Genomic DNA, 15,916 nt, shown 5'->3' with positions numbered 1-15,916 from the left:
TACCAGCTGTCCACGTGGACACGTAGCATCAGAGTGAAGCGATTTCTAGACAAGGACGTCGTTAACGGATCGCATACGTTTGAAGACGAAGATGAAGATGAAGATGAAGAGCCGTCACCTAAGGGGGGCTTTGGTGAAGCTTTGGTGCTATCACCCAAGGCCACCTTTGGTGCTGCCTTCAGTGCATCATCGCCATCGATTGGGAAGCGCGACGATTCACCACGGACCGAACGCACATGCTCGTCCTTGACCATCCTCGAGGAGTACCAGATCGGCCCTTCCTGCTCCGCGATGAGCGTTACGGGATCACCGTCACGTCGACCGGACCTCGGAACGTAGATGAACGCAGCGCACGTCTGCCCTTTGTCGGCTCCCTTCAGCACGCCCTTGGTGATGATCGATCTGAGCATCGCGAGCGGAGCACCGATCGCCTGCGCAATTTCTTTGAGCGGCCAGCGGAGAACGCCGTACTCTTCGGAATCGTGCAGGAGGCACATCACGTCGATCCAGACGCCCTTCTCAGCATGAGTACAGCGTCGGAGGTTGCTGTTCGCCTGCCAGTCGCCTGGATAGAACTGGAATGACGGCCGCGTCATGCCGCTACCTCCCGCATCAGGTGGTAGCGTGCAACGCGATGCCAACTACCTCCGGGCGTAGCTTCCTGGGTCCAAATCGTCGAGATCTCGACCCCGATGCGCCGCAGTTCCATGATGCGCGCCGCCGGGTGCATGACGTCAATTTTGTGCCGCGCATCTAACGTCGATAGCGAGCCGTATTGACGCAGGAAATCAAGAATTCGATGCCGTTGAGCTGCAGCATCGTTGCTGCTATAGTGAGCTTGAGCTTTGTTTTGAGCCGCACCTTCGAGGGTCGCGGCTTTTTTATTGTCTATCATCCGCGCCACCTCACGCTGCGAGCGCCGGCGCTTGATATCCCGCCGGATCATTTATCCAGCGGTGAATTTCCGAGTTGCTCCAAACGGTGCAACGTGGGCTTAACCTGATCGGTGCTGGCGCACGGCCTTGGCGACACATCGTGCGCCATGTTTCGCGGCACACGGGAATAAACGGCTCAATTTGTGACCAACGCGACTGCCCCACGAGAGGAAGGCTTTGGAGCTTTTCGCCATTGCTTGCCATGCTTGTTCTCCACATTTGGGAAAAGTTGAGTGCATGGCATCCACTATGGGCATCGGAAATCCCCAATCCGAATTAATCTACAGCTTTAATCTCTGGCGGCGGTGGATGATGTGCCGCGAATCGTAGTGCCTTAAGCGAGGTGCCGTAAGATCATCTCGTCCCATTCAGACACCGTACCACTCGACTCGTGGGTGCGAAACGCATCCGAAAATACCTTCGCCCACATGGCGTCTTTTGCAGCGTCATATTCTTGGCGCAGACGTTCTGCAGGATCATCGCTACGAACGTAGCTTTTCCATGGCTCCCGCTTAGCGAGATGGGCGGCTGCAGCTTTGACGCTTAACCTCGGGTTTTTCTTTATCTGCCGATTTATCTCGACGACAAGATAGCCGTGCGCGAGCGGGTCCCATTTGCGTTTCGGCCCCGGCCCCTTACGTTCGGTCGTAACCTGGAATCCTGGGATAAGGTCAACTGCCATCGCCATCGCAAGATCGGCGAAGCGCCCGTGGCTGATGCCGTAGTGATCGAACAGCAGCCAAAGCTTTGCTGACCTCGCCGCGGCGATAGAATCAAGCAGATCCCTTTCGGCCGCTTCCCGCTCTTCTTCCGAGAGCATCAGGCTGGGCGGTTGGAGGAATATCGACTCTCCCAACGCACCATTGAACTTCTTCCCCATTCGCGCTCCCTTCTGCACACGATCCCATCGGCACGAAAGCCGGCGCCAGCGGGCGAGGGAAACCCGTTTTCGATTGGCCGATCTAGGCGCGGCTTGACTTTGAGCCTACTACTACCGGTTCGGAATCGCGAAAATTGTGCCGCACTCCGAATTCGCCCCCCCTGACGGCCGGCGAGGAAACCGGTTTTCGCCCCGTCGGGCTAGTCAAGGGTGGTCAAGCTATTCGCGATGATTGTGCCAGTGTTACACCGGTTAGCGGCGTGCGTTGCGCTCGACAATCTGCTTGTCCTGCGTGAGATTGTCCAGGATCTCCATCAAGTCGACGAGAGTGCACTGCACGAATATCGGTTAGCAATGCAAATCCCCTGTCACGTGCTCAGAGAGCGACCATGCTCGATACGAGCATCAGCCACGTTCCAAATTGTCAGTGAGGCAATGAATCTTCGACAGAAAAGTCCGAAACGCATCATCCGTGGCCGTCCGTGTTACCGATGGCTGACTGGGATCGCTCGAAGGCGCGGAAAAGATTCGGTCTATGGCGGCATGCCTTTCGTCATAACGAGACCGAGGCTCCCCGATTCTTGCCGCAAAGTCGATTCCGACGCGCCACAAATCCACCGGACGCTTGCGCCACTCACGCAACTTCATGCCCTCAGGTTGAGCTCGCCGAAGTCTAAACACGTTAGAGCCTTCTTGCCACTCGGTATAGTCGCTTGTCCGATCCGGCCACGCCACATCCGACGGAACAACTCCCTCAGCCAAGATCTGTTCTTTGGAACCTACATAGCAGGCCGCATGGCCAATTTCGACAGTAATCGTGATCTCATCGAGCTGGTACGGGTCGCAAGCGCTCCCCTCGGACGATTGACGTTTGATCATCATGATCCCCCTTTGCTAGAACGTCGGGTCATTTACTGCGGATTGGGACGAAAAGCGCCTGAGCTGCCAGTCTCGAATCTGAACGAGCGCAGCGGCCCATTCGGCTGGTGACAGCCGGCGCCAACGTTTTTCGGGTTTCGGCCATACGCGCCGCACCCGAAATTCTTTGATGTCGTGCCAAGCAGGGCTCGCCGGGTTTGCCTTCGATGCCGGACTGTACAGAGCTACAAACGCTGGAAGCCCGGACATACGTGCAAGCTGATGGATGACACCGGTTGCCTTCTCTTGTCCGATGTCTCGTGCGACCTCTACCAGTGCCAGGGGTAGCTTGTTGGAACAACCGAACTCGACAAAAAGCACGCTGTCCAGGTCAGCCATCGTCAATGCCTTGGCCTCACGTGTGCCGATGAACCGGCTGATCGAACGCGTCCGATGCCACACGCCGTAGGCTCGATCGCGGATGAGAAATTGTTCTTCTTGCATGGTCGTCTGAAGCGCCGAACCGCCTCTGTTGAATCGCCTTAATCGAAATGTAGCACGGTGCTTTATTGATTTCAAGCACGGTGCTACATTACAATGCCCACATGGCCCGAGACGATCCGCAAATCAACCTTCGCATCCCGCTCGAATTGAAAGAGCGGTTGGATGCCGCGTCAGTACAAAAGAGACGGTCCTTGACCGCGGAAGTGGTTGCCCGATTGGAGGCGAGCTTTTCGAGTGGCGGTGAAGATTGGGGCGTTCATATCGACGATCGAACGCTTGATTTGTTCGCAGAGCACATTGCGGAAAAGGTAGTCGGGGCACTGGACAAGCGCGAGAAACCGAAGCGCCAGCCACGAACACGAGATTGATGCGCTACTAAGGAGCCCCGCGCAGGCGTCGACGCACGGTGCTTGTCGTCGAACCAACTCTCATGCCGCAGCTCGAACGCGCTCAGCGGGGCATTCGCTGCGCGCCCGTGCTCGACGTGCGCGAGCGACTTCGGCGCTGCGGTAACGCCTCCTTAGACTCGGCAAATCACGTCAATCATCATTCGTATAGCCGCCAGGTGCCGGCAACCCGCCGAGCGCGAGAAGGGCACTAACTCCGAAGAACAGAACGGCGAACGTCAGCACGCCGACCCAAAAACGCCCGCTCAGTCGGCGTGCACGCACACCAGCCCATATCGCGCCCGCGAGCACGCCGAGATAGATGACGAACGAGCCGAGTTGGAGGGCAAAGGAGTTCAGCATAGCAGGCCGATCAAACGGAGGCAGATATGAAAAGCCCCGCTCGAGGCGGGGCATGTCTCAAATGTTACCGAATCGCCGGCGCCGATCAAGCTCGCTCGCGGGCCGTCACCGATAGAAACAAGAAGACCAGCGGACGCTCTGGCTTGCCATTCAGGCGGTCAATGTGAGCGTCGATATGGCCCACTTTCATCCACCGATGTACCGCAGACAGCATCGGGATCGGGACATATCCGATTCGGCGGCCGCGGTGATGGATGGCAATCGCGTCCGCGTCCACGTCATTCTGAGGCTCCGGAACAAACTGCACCTCGTCTCCGACGTCAAGGTCAGATACATCGATGTGCTGATGTCGGAACCCCGCGATTTCAACGATCGTCTCTAGAGGAAGTGGTGCCTCCGTAAAATCGGGGCACAGCTCGAAGCCATCCCCTGGCAGCTTCGCCCCCGTGTATCCCAGCAACGCCATATCGGACGCCTCGAAATCAACTGGCAGGCGATACTTCTCCAGATATTCGGTGAAATCCCGCCGCTTTCGCGAGGGAAGTCGACGCATGAACGCAGCCATGACACCGTGACGATGCTCGTCGATGGCTCGGTTGAACGCTGGATATCCCTGGAAACCTTCCACCTTGGCCAGCTGATAGTCGCGGGTCTGGTTGAGATATCGGAAAATCGGCTCGCCTTGCTTCACGACGATTTCCGCAACGATACGCCTTCGGCGTGGGCCACTCTCTGTCTCCGGCGGCTGCCACGAAACCCATAGCCTAGACGGCTCGGCTACGTGCTCAATTTGCCTCATGACAAGATCTCGCATAGTCGCTTGTAACGGAAAGAAAGTAACCGAAGGGTGAACGATGCCCTCTCTTTAGTCAATGTCAAGGGCAGTTCCAGTTTGCCGAGCTCCGCGATTGCCTGCTCGACGTCCCGGAGCGAAAACTCGTCCATCATCCGCCTCATCTCAGCCTTCAGGGCGACGTCCATAGTCGCGACACGCTCAACCATATCGTAGTGCTGGCAACGCTGTACGTCATCGCTTAAAAATTTCATGTGATGCCGCCCTTTATTAAGGTACGACACGCATCTGTTGTCGTCCCATCCCGCGACGTGGGGGATATGACGCTCCATTCCTAAACTCGTACCATTATCGAATAGTGGGGACAATCGTTCTTCAATCGTGCCGTCCGGCAGGTCCGATTGAAGGAAGCCCCAGTTGTCCTGATGACGATCAGTGTTCCCGATCAGCGCATCGAATAGAAAGGCGCGCGCCCAATACATCAGCCAGTCACCCAGCAAACCGTCGCGCGCCGCACCATGACACGCGCGCTGAACAAGCTGGAAACTATGTTGCTCGCCCTTCTTCCGATCGTACGTTGGAAGCAACCGCTGGAGGCGGTTACCACCGGCAATGAACGTCTGATGGCCGTCAACAAAAAACCATTCAATCAGGGCGCCGCAGGTCTGGCGCTGCCGATGCACTGCTACATACGCCGGCGGTACCTCTACGCCGAGTCGACAACCCACAATGTACGCAATCACTTCGGCCCAAAACTGCTCTGGATAGCGCTCGTCGGACAGCTTGAAGAGGTATCGTCGACCAGGCTTCAGAAACTCGAACGGCAGTACCGCGGGAGGAAAGAATGCAGACTTCTCCCTTGCACCCTCTGGGTACAGCGAGAACTCCGGGTCCTCCGGCCAATCCGTTACATCAATAACCCCTGGCTGAATGACTGGGTCCAAGTTGCTCCTCGGGTCAATGCATAGTTTGAGCCACCGGCCACCTGCCCCGGCGAAATGAAGCGGAATTTTACAACTGAAGCCGGTTCTGCATCACCGCGCATTGGAAGGGGCATTTTTGGGGGCATATTATTAATAACATTGCCACCCCTACACGCTTATCATTGTTTTATGAGTTCTGTCGGGGGACCAACAATTTCCCGAAATTCCGCCTCAGCCTGAAAATCGCGCCGTCGGCACGCACAGCGTCCGAACGTCGGGTGCCCACGCTCACGCCTAGCCGCGTGTTCCGCCGAAACCACGTATGCCAGGCTGTGCCGGCCAATGGCCGCCAGGCCTGTGACCCCACCGCCCCGTCACCGCATCAACCCCGTCCTGACCTGCGGCATCAGACTCGCATTCACGCCCGTCACGGCAAACGTCCCCGTCGGCGACGCCCCGGCCGGCAGCACCAGCAGACTGCCGTCCCCGAGCCGATTCGCATCGACGACGATCTGGTTCGCCGCGCAACCATTCGTCAACAACCAGACCGGCAAGCCGGCAATCGACAAGAACGTGTTGCCCGTCACACTGAACGAACACACGTTTCCGTACGCCCGGAACCCCGCATATCCGGAACCCGACACGCGGTTGTTCGCCACCGTGACGTCCGACACCGCTCCCGACCAGGTATCCAGCTCGATCGCGCCCTGCTGCGTCGGCTGCAATCCGTTGTTCACGTTCGCGTTCTGGATGTTGGTCACGGTATTGCCCGTGATGACGACGTTCGAAGCCCCGTAGGTTTTCCAGCTGTCCTCCTGCGCGGCCAGAATCCCCGCCGCCTTCTCGACGCCGTCGACCGTATTGTTCGAGATCGTCACCGCCTGCCCGCCGACAACGGTGATGCCGCGCCCCCAAGAATTGCCCGATACCGCGTTATGGTCGATCAGCACGTTGCTGCTCAGGCGGCCGTCGCCGAGATAGCTGACCACGGCGATCAGATCGTCGCCGGTGCCGGTCACCGTATTGTTCTGCACCAGCACGTTGGTCGATCCGTAGGTCGTATGAATGCCGTCGGCCAGCGTCGCCCGCACGGTATTGCCCACGATCGCGATACGGTTGCCGCCGAACACGAAGATCCCGGCGCTCGCGCCGCCCTGGATCGTCACCCCGAGCACCTGAACGTCCGAGCCCGTGACCTCGACCTTGGTCGACTCGGGCCTCGTGAGCCGCGCGGTGCCGGTGCCGGCCAGCGTCACGCCGACGAGCGTCGAGCCGGCGCCGCTCATCACGATCGTCTGGTCGGCGGGATTCGTCGCGGCCAGCGTCGCGCCGTATCCCCAGATCACCGCCTGCGGCACCGTCACGGCAAGCGAATGCCCGACGACGTAGCGGCCCGGCGCGATGACGAGGCGCTGGCCGGCACGCAGGCTGTCGAATGCCTTCTGCAACGCGTCGGCCTGGTCGCTGCCGTCGGCAGCCGGGGAGACCGTCACATCGGCGACCAGAATCGGTTTAGCGCCACTGGACGGCAGAAGCGTCGTGCCGGACGCGGAACCGGCCGGCGCAGCGGTCGGTGCCGGGCTGCCGGAATTCGTCGATGCAGCCGATGCGCCGGATGCAGCGCCGGCAGGTGCGACGGACGATGTCGATGTGCCCGCAACGGTTTGCGATGCCGGAGCCGCGCTGCCGTCACCGCCGCCGCATGCAGCAAGCCAAAGGCACAGCGCGGCAAGCATCGCCTGATCGACCGTACGCATACGAAGTTCCGCTAGCCCAGATTGGCGTCATCGTAAGTACGCTTGATTACTTTGTAAATGAATTCCGCCGTGCGCCTGCAAAACCGTTCGTTATCCTCTTCCATTCATCATCGCGCCATCACGGTGACATGCGGCACACGACGCCATCAAGGACTACCTGATGCAGACGGCGCGCGTCTTCACGCGCCGCTCGAGACCCGCAGGCTGCCTGATCGTGCTATCGGCACTGCATCCGTCCGAGCGCTCGGACACGGTCCGGCAAATGCTGATCGCGATGCGCGAGCAGACCGTCACCGCGTTACACGCGCGGCTGGGCGAAAGCGTTGCGACCGGAGAGCTCTCGGCACATGCGAACCTCGACGCGATCGCGCGCTACTACGTGACGGTGCAACAGGGGATGTCGATTCAGGCGCGCGACGGTGCGAGCCGTCGCGATCTGGAGGCGGTCGCGCAAGCCGCGCTGGCCGCATGCTGTGCTCGCACACGCGAGCGGCGGATAAAACGGCGGACCTCGGAAAGAAGCCCGCAAGCGAAACCACACGCGGCCGTGCAGCGGCAAGCGCCCTGCACGACCGCGCCGATGCGTTACTGCGTCACGGCGTGCTGCACGTCCTTCGACGCATGCCACACGCGATAGCGCACGTCGAAACCGTCCGGCACGTACACGACGAGCGGCAGGCGGCTGTTGTAGCGCAGCAGCTGGCCGTCGCCGCGCACCTGCACGAAGCGCTGCTGCGGCGCCTGGCCCGGGCAGGCCATCAGCGTCGACGCCGGCCCCTTCACGTCGGTCAGGCGATAGTACGTATAGCCCCAGCCCTTCACGTCCTCGGCGGTCAGTTCCCCGCCGAACCATTGCTGGTTGCAGTCGGTCTGCAGCGTCTTGCCGATCATCAGCTCGACGCGCGCGTCGCCTTCGTTCTCGAGCGCGGGCAGCGCGATCACCGCGCGCTGCTGGCCGGCCGACGGCTGCGGGAACATCTTGATCGACTCGGCCGGCACGGCGGGCGCCGATGCGGGCCCGGCCGCGCAGGCGGCGGCGGTCGTCACGCAAAGGGCGGCCAGGACGGCCCGGATCGCGAATTTCATCGATGTGCTCCTGAAAAACAAATAGGCCCTGGATGCTAACACTTTCGCTCCAAGACCTTACGGCACTGTAATTTCACGACACAATTGCATACAGCCGGCGATCCCCGCGCGCGGTACTTATACGGAAACCAACGGAGATCATCATGCTGAAGCTCATTGCTGCCGCCGGCGTCGCCACGCTGCTGGCCGGGTGCGTCGTCGGTCCGGACGCCGGATACGGCTACGGACAGCCCTACTATTCCGATCCCGGCTACGCGTACGGGCCGGCCTACGGGGCGTCGCCCGTGTACGGGACGGTCAACATCTGGGGCGGCGGCGGCGGGCGCGACTGGGACCGCGGACGCCGCGACTGGGATCGCGGACGCGACGGCTGGAATCGTGACCGCGGCGGCTGGGATCGCGACCGCAGCGAACGCGCCCGTCACGGCGGCTGGGGCCGCGGCGACGGACGCCGCGCCGACTGGAATGACGACGGCGGCGGGCGCGGCCAAGGCAACGGCGGCGGCCATCGCCACTGACGCAATTGCAACCGTTTGTATCCACGCACGCCCCACGTAAGGCCGATACGAGCCGCTAGACGACCGTCAAAAAGCAAGGCCCTCGCATCACCGCGAGGGCCTTTTGTCGTCCGCTCCACCGGAAACCGTGCGGCCGGCTACGCAACGCCGAACCTGCCCGCGCCTCATGCGCGTGCCCGCTTCTTACCACCCCGCCGGCTGCGCATAGCCGCCCGACACGGGCGCGCCGCACACGTACGCGCGCTGATAACGGTCGTAGCAATAGCTCGGGCCGTCGTCCTGGTATTGCGCCTGCTGGTAGGTCGGATAAGCCGGCTGCTGGTAGGCCGGTGCCTGGTAGTACGTCTGCGGCTGGTAGGCCGGCGCCTGATACACGGGCGCCTGATACGCGACGGGCGGATTCATCGCCGACGTCACGATCGCGCCGAGCACCGCGCCGCCGATCAGCGCGCCGATGACGGCGCCCCCGTCGCGGCCATGCGCGGACGCCGGGCCCGCCACGGCAAGCGAACCGGCGAGGACACATACAGCGGCAATCTTTTTCATGATGGACTCCCACGCGAAGTGGTACTGGATGCGATGCATTGTGGCCGCGCCCGGCCGTAATAGATGCAGCAAGTGGTAACGCGCCATTACGGGTATCACGCACACCGAAACGCGGCACGGCCGTGCTACGATTTTCGGCACACTGGAGACGCCTTCATGCAGCCCGAAACCGCCCGCCGTTTCGATACCGAATTCGCGCCGCGCATCGCGCAGGCGATCGCCGCCTTCTTCGCCGATCACGTGCTGACCGACGTCGTCCCGTACGGCGGCCACGGGAAACCGACGCGCGTGCGGATCCGCAGCGCGCCGCACGAGCACGTGAGCGGCTTCGTGCATCCGCTGAACCTCGAACTGACCTGGGACACCGACGAGATCGAACGGTTGATGGAGCCCGACGGGCCCATGCGCTTCGAGCACTACCTGAGCGCGCTGCCGAGGAAGCTGAGCGCATGGGAGGGCGCGCGCGACATCGACCTCGCGTCGCGCACGCAGGCCGACCCGCTCGTGCGGCTCGGCGGCCTCGATTTCGAAGGCTGAACGCGCGTGCCGGCCGGCGGCGGTGTCGGCGTCGCGCGATTCGGCCCGGTGATACACTCGACCGGCCCCGCGCCGGCGCCGCCAGGCTGGCCGGACCGTCCACCGCCGCCTCCACCCGCAAGCATGGTTGCGCACGCAACCGGCACCCGGGCACGCGGACAACCACGCTTTAGCTCCCGCCATGAACGCCGATACCGGCCTGCCGCTTCCGCAACGCTACTGGGCGATCGTCTGCGTCGCACTGGGCATCACGCTCGCCGTGCTCGACGGCGCCATCGCGAACGTCGCGCTGCCGACGATCGCGCGCGACCTGCACGCGTCCGATGCCGCATCGATCTGGATCGTCAACGCGTACCAGCTCGCGGTCACGATCACGCTGCTGCCGCTCGCGTCGCTCGGCGAACGCGTCGGCTATCGCCGCATCTACATCGCGGGTCTTGCGCTCTTCACCGCGGCGTCGCTCGGCTGCGCGCTCGCCGGCTCGCTGCCGACGCTCGCGGTGATGCGCGTGATCCAGGGGTTCGGTGCGGCCGGCATCATGAGCGTCAACGCGGCGCTGGTGCGCATGATCTATCCGTCGTCGATGCTCGGGCGCGGGCTGTCGATCAACGCGATGGTGGTCGCGCTGTCGTCGGCGATCGGCCCGACGGTCGCATCGGCGATCCTGTCGTTCGCGTCGTGGCCCTGGCTGTTCGCGGTCAATGTGCCGATCGGCATCGCCGCGGTGTTCGGCAGCCTGCGCGCGCTGCCGGCCAACCCGCTGCACGACGCGCCGTACGACTTCCCGAGCGCGCTGATGAACGCCTGCGTGTTCGGCCTGCTGATCATGGCCGTCGACGGGCTCGGTCACGGCGAAAGCCACGCGTACGTCGCGGCCGAGCTGGCCGTCGCGTTCGGCGTCGGCTACTTCTTCGTGAAGCGCCAGCTGTCGCAGCCGGCGCCGCTGCTGCCGGTCGACCTGATGCGCATCCCGATGTTCGCGCTGTCGATCTGCACGTCGGTCGCGTCGTTCACGTCGCAGATGCTCGCGTTCGTCGCGCTGCCGTTCTGGCTGCAGCATTCGCTCGGCTTCTCCCAGGTCGAAACCGGCCTCTACATGACGCCGTGGCCGCTCGTGATCGTATTCGCCGCGCCGCTCGCGGGCGTGCTGTCGGACCGCTATTCGGCCGGCATCCTCGGCGGCATCGGGCTCGCGCTGTTCGCGGCCGGGCTGCTGTCGCTCGCGACGATCGGCGCGCACCCGGGTACCGTCGACATCGTGTGGCGGATGGCGCTGTGCGGCGCGGGCTTCGGGCTGTTCCAGTCGCCGAACAATCGCGCGATGCTGTCGTCGGCGCCGCGCGAGCGCAGCGGCGGCGCCGGCGGGATGCTGAGCACGGCGCGCCTGACGGGCCAGACGCTCGGTGCCGCGCTCGTCGCGCTGATTTTCGGGCTGGCGCCCGACCGCGGTCCGACGATCGCGCTCTATGTCGCCACGGTGTTCGCGGCGGTCGCCGCGGTGGTCAGCATGCTGCGCATCGCGTCGCCGCGCCCCGACGCTGCGGCCTGATGCGGCGACTTCACGCTGCGACCTGACGCCGCAGCGCGCCGCGCCCGCAACTCAGGCAGCGTCGAGCGCGTCCATCACGAAGCGCACGCGCGCCTTCACGCTCACGCGCGGCAGCTCGATCAGCCGATAGCCATACGCCGTATAGCAGTCGACCATCGCGTCGTAGGTGCGCACGGCCTCCGCGAAATCCTGCCGGCGCTCGGTGTCCTGCGTGTAGATCTCGGGCCACGGCGGCGCGATGAACACACGCCGGTGATAGCGGAAGCGCCGCGCCGCGGCCTCCGCGTGTGCGGGCACCGCAAGGCCCGTCAGCCGCAGGTAACCGATCACGTCCGGCACGCCGCGATCGAAGAACACGTGCCCGCGCGCGCCTCGCGCGAGATGGTGCGAACGCATCTCCCAGTTCAGCATCAGTTCGGCGAATGCGGCCCGGTCGCGCCACGGCAGCGCCGGGCCGTCGATCGCCATCTGGTCGCGGATCACGCCGCGCCCGGCCTCGTGCGAGCGCGCGAAACCGGTACGCTCGAGCGCATCGAGCAACGTGCTCTTGCCGGAGCCGGGGCCGCCCGTGACGATGAAGAAGCGGGCGGCCGCATCGTCCGCCGCGCAACCCTCCTCCACGCGCTCGGACATCCGCTCAGACATGCGCGGCCCGCCGGCCCGCGCGCCGCGTGACCGACGCGGCCGCCGCGACGCTGCGCAGGTCGGCGACGAACGTGTCGCGCCAGACCGACAGGTTGTTCTCGCGCAGCCGCGCGAGGTTCGCCTCGTGCCGCGCCCGCCGCTCGGCGAGCGGCATCGACAGCGCGCGCTCGAGCGCATCGGCCATCTGCGACAGGTCGTACGGATTGACGAGCAGCGCGCCGCTCAGCTCGGCCGCCGCGCCCGCGAACTCCGACAGCACGAGCACGCCCGGATCGGCCGGGTCCTGCGACGCGACGTATTCCTTCGCAACGAGATTCATCCCGTCGCGCAACGGCGTCACGTAGCCGACCTGCGACATCCGGAAGAACGCCATCAGCAGATTGCGCTCGTACTTGCGGTTCAGGTACTGGATCGGCGTCCAGTCGAGCTGCGAGAAGCGGCCGTTGATCCGGCCGGCCTCGCCTTCGAGCGTCTCGCGAATGCGCTGGTAGGTCTGCACGTCGGAGCGCGTCGGCGGCGCGATCTGCACGAGCGACACGCGCCCCTGCCAGCCCGGCTGGTTGGCGAGCATCCGCTCGAACGACTGGAAGCGCTCGACGAGCCCCTTCGAATAGTCGAGCCGGTCGACGCTCATCACGAGCTTGCGGCCCCCGAGCGCGTCACGCAGCATCTTCACCGGCTTGCGCGAGCCATACTGGACGGCCGCCTCGGCGATCGCATCCGGATGCACGCCGATCGGATAGGCGGCAACCTTCACGACGCGGCCGTGCGCATGCAGCATCCCGTCGTCGCTCGCCGCGCCGATGCCGCGCCGCTCGATGTAGTCGGTGAACGCCTGCCTGTCGGCATCGGTCTGGAAACCCGCGATGTCGTACGCGCACATGAACTTCACGAGCTCGTCGTGCGGCGGCACGACGCGCAGCATGTCGGGCGACGGAAACGGAATGTGCAGGAAGAAGCCGATCGGATTCTTCACGCCGAGCTCGCGCAGGCAATGCGCGAACGGCAGCAGGTGATAGTCGTGCACCCAGATCAGGTCGTCGGGCCGCAGCAGCGCGGCGAGCTGCTTCGCGAGCATCGCGTTCACGCGCAGATAACCGGCGTACTCCTGCCGGTCGAAGCGCGCGAGATCACTGCGGTAGTGAAACACCGGCCAGAGCGTCGCGTTCGAGAAACCGCGGTAGTACTGATCGTAGTCGCGCCGGGTCAGCCCCACCGTCGCATAGGTGACGTTGCCGTCCCGCTGGATCGCCGGTTGCGCGTCGGGCGTACCGACGATCTCGCCGTTCCAGCCGAACCAGACGCCGCCGGTTTCCTTCAGCGCATCCATCACGCCGACCGCGAGACCGCCTGCGCTCGGGCGCGTGTCCTCGCCGGCGGCGACACGGTTCGATACCACGATCAATCTGCTCATGCGGCTTCCCCTCCTCGATTCGATTGAATGACGCGCAGCGCGCGCCAAGGCGGACGCGACGGCCCGAAGGCAGTCGCGCGGCGATTCAGATGTGAGCGATGCAACAAGGCGCGCAATGAAATGCGGCAGCGGAATACAGCGGCGACAGGCTCAAGCGTCCTGCTCCTGGCCGAGGTCGCGTTGATAGTCGAGCCCTTCCGGGCGTGCGCCGCCCTGGTTGTGATCGCCGTCGGACGGCGTCTCGTCGGGCGCGCCGGCCGGCGCGTCGGTCTGCGGACGCGGGCGCTCGGCACCCGCATCGGGCGGCCGGGGAGAAAACCGTTTCGAACGGCGCATGGCTGGGTGTCTCATATGGCGCGCGGCTCGGAGCCGTCGTAGAAACATTCCATAACAAAACAGTCTAGGTCGCTTCCTCGCATGCCACGGTAACAATTACCTTCAATTTGTAACGTTTTGACCCCGGCTCCGCCATCTGTCCGACAATAGCGCCGCGCGTACGCGCGCGACCCGCCGCCGGCCATTTGTCAAAGCTTTGCAGTTTTCCTATGACCATTGCGAAACAATGACGCGGCAAGGGCGCGCGCATGCGTCGCCGCTCACCCAGACAGGACTTGCACTCAGGGATGAACATGGGTTTCGAACCGCCGCGCCGGGCCACGCCGGCGCGCATCGTGCTGGCCGCGCTCGCCACCGCCGCACTGCTGTCCGGCTGCAACTCGCTGTACAGCGAAGGCGCGACCGCCGGCGCCGGTATCGCGGGCGCCGCGATCGCCTCCAAGGTCACCAACAACGCCGCCGTCGCGACGGGCATCGGCCTCGGCGCCGTCGCCGGTGCGCGTGCGGGCGTCCAGTACACGCAGCGCGTCGCGCACCGCTACACGCAGGAACAGATCGCGAAGGCGGCCGGCCCGCTCGACGTCGGCGGCGTCGCGCCGTGGACGACGCACCATTCGTTTCCGATCGAGGATGACGAACAGGGCCGCGTGACGGTCAGCCGGATGATCAGCATCGGCCCGCTCGACTGCAAGGAAATCGTGTTCGCGGTCGACACGCCCGCGAAGGCCGACAAGGCCGCGCAATCGGCGTTCTACGTCGCCACGATCTGCCGCGACGGTCCCGTGTGGAAATGGGCGTCGGCGGAACCGGCGACCGAACGCTGGGGCGCGCTGCAATGAGCGTCGCGATCCGAATCGCCGCGATCGGCGCGCTGTGCGCGGCCAGCGCCGCGCTGTCGGGCTGCGGCTCGGTCGGCGCGGCGAGCGGCGCGCTCGCCGGCGCGGCGACGGGCCTCGTCACGGCGAACCCGGCCGTCGGCGTCGGTGTCGGGATCGCCGTGCAGGCGGCGACCGACGAGGCCGTCAACCGCACGATGAAACAGCTCCATCAGAACCAGCAGGACGCGATCGCGAAGGCGGCCGGCAGCCTGGCCGTCGGCGAAGTGAAGCCGTGGAACGTGAAGAACACGCTGCCGCTCGAAAACGGCGAGGGCGAGGTGCGCGTCACGCGCGCGTACTCGACGGCGCTTGCGCTGTGCAAGGAATTCGCGTTCTCGGTGAAGGACGGCGACAAGGCCGCCTGGTATTTCGCGAATGCGTGCCAGCAAGGCACGCACTGGAAGTGGGCGTCGGCCGAACCGGCGGTCGACCGGTGGGGTAACCTGCAGTAACGATGCGATGCGCGGCGCCTGGCAGGCGCCGTGCGTGCGGATGCCGGGCCAGACGGCCCGGCTCGGCGGCTCAGGACTCGACGTCCTCGAGACTGAAGATTTCGGTCTGGTCGTTGTACGAGAAGATCTCGCCGTAACGACCCCAGTCGATCACCGCGTCGAGCGTTTCCTCCGCCGCGCCGTCCGACAGGAAATCCTCCAGCTCCTGCTCGAAACGCACACGCGGCGCACGATGGCCCGGGCGCTCGTTCAGCACCTTCTTGATCCGCGCGGCGAGCGGCACGTGCTTCAGCAGGTGATCCGCGAACATCAGCTTGCGCTCCTGCGTGCCGAATTCCGCGAACACACGCCCCGGCGGCGTCAGGAACACGTCCCCTTCGCGCACGTCGGCGAAGCCGAGGTACTGCAGCACTTCGGCGATCGGGAACAGGTCGTCGACCTCCAGATGCAGCGTGCGCGCGATTTCCGGCATGTCGGCACGGCCGTGGTACGGCGCCATCGCGAGCGTCTCGATCAGGCCGGCCATCAGGTTGGTCGACACCTGCGGCAGCCAGCT

The 15,916-nt window shown here is 64.2% G+C and carries 20 protein-coding genes and 2 pseudogenes; 7 read left to right on the top strand and 15 right to left on the bottom strand.

Going from position 1 to position 15,916, the window contains the following annotated elements; all coding sequences use genetic code 11:
* The 5 genes and pseudogenes from DID99_RS34790 to DID99_RS34765 form a co-directional block, all read right to left on the bottom strand.
* A pseudogene (locus tag DID99_RS34790) lies at nt 1-596 on the bottom strand (hypothetical protein); the annotation flags it as partial.
* Nucleotides 593-895 carry a helix-turn-helix domain-containing protein gene (locus tag DID99_RS34785; RefSeq protein WP_124668557.1) on the bottom strand — a complete coding sequence of 101 codons (303 nt, stop codon included), beginning with the start codon at nt 893-895 and terminating at the stop codon, nt 593-595. The pseudogene DID99_RS34790 and the gene DID99_RS34785, both read right to left, overlap by 4 nt.
* A 374-nt stretch (nt 896-1,269) precedes the next feature.
* The gene (locus DID99_RS34775; RefSeq protein ID WP_124668555.1) at nt 1,270-1,815 is read right to left on the bottom strand and encodes a hypothetical protein; all 546 of its coding nucleotides are present in this window, start codon (nt 1,813-1,815) and stop codon (nt 1,270-1,272) included.
* A gap of 405 nt (nt 1,816-2,220) precedes the next feature.
* On the bottom strand, nt 2,221-2,697 hold the full coding sequence (locus DID99_RS34770) for a hypothetical protein (RefSeq protein WP_124668554.1): 477 nt from the start codon (nt 2,695-2,697) through the stop codon (nt 2,221-2,223).
* Between the two features lie 12 nt (nt 2,698-2,709).
* Nucleotides 2,710-3,177, bottom strand: coding sequence for a hypothetical protein (locus DID99_RS34765; protein ID WP_124668553.1), 468 nt, complete (start codon nt 3,175-3,177; stop codon nt 2,710-2,712).
* A 101-nt stretch (nt 3,178-3,278) separates the two neighbouring features.
* Here DID99_RS34765 and DID99_RS34760 point away from each other — a divergent pair, with 101 nt between their 5' ends.
* Nucleotides 3,279-3,545, top strand: a complete 267-nt coding sequence (locus DID99_RS34760) for an Arc family DNA-binding protein (RefSeq protein ID WP_124668552.1) — start codon at nt 3,279-3,281, stop codon at nt 3,543-3,545.
* 171 nt (nt 3,546-3,716) lie between these two features.
* Here DID99_RS34760 and DID99_RS34750 read toward each other — a convergent pair whose 3' ends face one another.
* From DID99_RS34750 to DID99_RS34735, 4 genes are all read right to left on the bottom strand, one after another.
* Entirely contained in the window at nt 3,717-3,926 is a 210-nt protein-coding gene (locus DID99_RS34750; RefSeq protein WP_124668551.1) for a hypothetical protein, read from the bottom strand.
* Nucleotides 3,927-4,011: 85 nt separating this feature from the next.
* Nucleotides 4,012-4,617: an HIRAN domain-containing protein gene (locus DID99_RS34745; RefSeq protein ID WP_185733863.1), complete on the bottom strand. Its 606-nt coding sequence runs from the start codon at nt 4,615-4,617 to the stop codon at nt 4,012-4,014.
* Nucleotides 4,618-4,721: 104 nt separating this feature from the next.
* A complete protein-coding gene (locus DID99_RS34740) occupies nt 4,722-5,663 on the bottom strand; it encodes a HipA domain-containing protein (protein ID WP_124668549.1) in 942 nt (313 codons plus the stop codon).
* A 353-nt stretch (nt 5,664-6,016) separates the two neighbouring features.
* Nucleotides 6,017-7,135, bottom strand: a complete 1,119-nt coding sequence (locus DID99_RS34735) for a right-handed parallel beta-helix repeat-containing protein (protein WP_124668548.1) — start codon at nt 7,133-7,135, stop codon at nt 6,017-6,019.
* A gap of 394 nt (nt 7,136-7,529) precedes the next feature.
* Here DID99_RS34735 and DID99_RS34730 point away from each other — a divergent pair.
* Nucleotides 7,530-7,868 (top strand): annotated as a pseudogene (locus DID99_RS34730) (TetR family transcriptional regulator C-terminal domain-containing protein); the annotation flags it as partial.
* 116 nt (nt 7,869-7,984) lie between these two features.
* On the opposite strand, the gene eco reads toward DID99_RS34730, so the two are convergent.
* Entirely contained in the window at nt 7,985-8,485 is a 501-nt protein-coding gene (eco, locus tag DID99_RS34725; protein WP_124571289.1) for a serine protease inhibitor ecotin, read from the bottom strand.
* Between the two features lie 143 nt (nt 8,486-8,628).
* Between eco and DID99_RS34720 the strand changes: the two genes are divergently transcribed.
* A complete protein-coding gene (locus DID99_RS34720) occupies nt 8,629-9,003 on the top strand; it encodes a hypothetical protein (protein ID WP_124487155.1) in 375 nt (124 codons plus the stop codon).
* A gap of 183 nt (nt 9,004-9,186) precedes the next feature.
* On the opposite strand, the gene DID99_RS34715 is transcribed toward DID99_RS34720, so the two are convergent.
* Complete coding sequence (locus DID99_RS34715) at nt 9,187-9,588, bottom strand: hypothetical protein (RefSeq protein WP_124571288.1); 402 nt, start codon at nt 9,586-9,588, stop codon at nt 9,187-9,189.
* 117 nt (nt 9,589-9,705) lie between these two features.
* Here DID99_RS34715 and DID99_RS34710 point away from each other — a divergent pair, with 117 nt between their 5' ends.
* Nucleotides 9,706-10,086 (top strand): DUF5594 family protein, encoded by a 381-nt coding sequence (locus tag DID99_RS34710; protein ID WP_124571287.1) that lies wholly within the window; start codon nt 9,706-9,708, stop codon nt 10,084-10,086.
* 181 nt (nt 10,087-10,267) lie between these two features.
* A complete protein-coding gene (locus tag DID99_RS34705; protein ID WP_044846391.1) occupies nt 10,268-11,635 on the top strand; it encodes an MFS transporter in 1,368 nt (455 codons plus the stop codon).
* A gap of 51 nt (nt 11,636-11,686) precedes the next feature.
* On the opposite strand, the gene DID99_RS34700 is transcribed toward DID99_RS34705, so the two are convergent.
* The 3 genes from DID99_RS34700 to DID99_RS34690 all read right to left on the bottom strand — a co-directional run bounded on the left by DID99_RS34700 (nt 11,687) and on the right by DID99_RS34690 (nt 14,030).
* Complete coding sequence (locus DID99_RS34700) at nt 11,687-12,268, bottom strand: AAA family ATPase (protein ID WP_124668558.1); 582 nt, start codon at nt 12,266-12,268, stop codon at nt 11,687-11,689.
* Nucleotides 12,269-12,272: 4 nt separating this feature from the next.
* The gene (gene otsA / locus DID99_RS34695; protein ID WP_124668547.1) at nt 12,273-13,694 is read right to left on the bottom strand and encodes an alpha,alpha-trehalose-phosphate synthase (UDP-forming); all 1,422 of its coding nucleotides are present in this window, start codon (nt 13,692-13,694) and stop codon (nt 12,273-12,275) included.
* A gap of 150 nt (nt 13,695-13,844) precedes the next feature.
* A complete protein-coding gene (locus DID99_RS34690) occupies nt 13,845-14,030 on the bottom strand; it encodes a hypothetical protein (RefSeq protein ID WP_059527452.1) in 186 nt (61 codons plus the stop codon).
* A 287-nt stretch (nt 14,031-14,317) separates the two neighbouring features.
* Here DID99_RS34690 and DID99_RS34685 point away from each other — a divergent pair, with 287 nt between their 5' ends.
* Together DID99_RS34685 and DID99_RS34680 are read left to right on the top strand one after the other, a co-directional pair.
* The gene (locus DID99_RS34685; RefSeq protein WP_044846387.1) at nt 14,318-14,869 is read left to right on the top strand and encodes a hypothetical protein; all 552 of its coding nucleotides are present in this window, start codon (nt 14,318-14,320) and stop codon (nt 14,867-14,869) included.
* The gene (locus DID99_RS34680) at nt 14,866-15,360 is read left to right on the top strand and encodes a hypothetical protein (RefSeq protein ID WP_124487153.1); all 495 of its coding nucleotides are present in this window, start codon (nt 14,866-14,868) and stop codon (nt 15,358-15,360) included. Before DID99_RS34685 ends, DID99_RS34680 begins: the two co-directional genes overlap by 4 nt.
* Nucleotides 15,361-15,430: 70 nt before the next feature.
* Here the strand turns inward: DID99_RS34680 and DID99_RS34675 are convergent.
* A partial coding sequence (locus DID99_RS34675; protein WP_175693453.1) for an AAA-associated domain-containing protein occupies nt 15,431-15,916 on the bottom strand: 486 nt, incomplete at its 5' end.

Source organism: Burkholderia sp. Bp8986, from assembly GCF_003854225.1.
Taxonomy (GTDB): Bacteria; Pseudomonadota; Gammaproteobacteria; order Burkholderiales; family Burkholderiaceae; genus Burkholderia.
The sequence above is the reverse complement of the archived record's forward strand: the minus strand, read 5'-3'. Positions and strand labels throughout refer to the sequence as shown.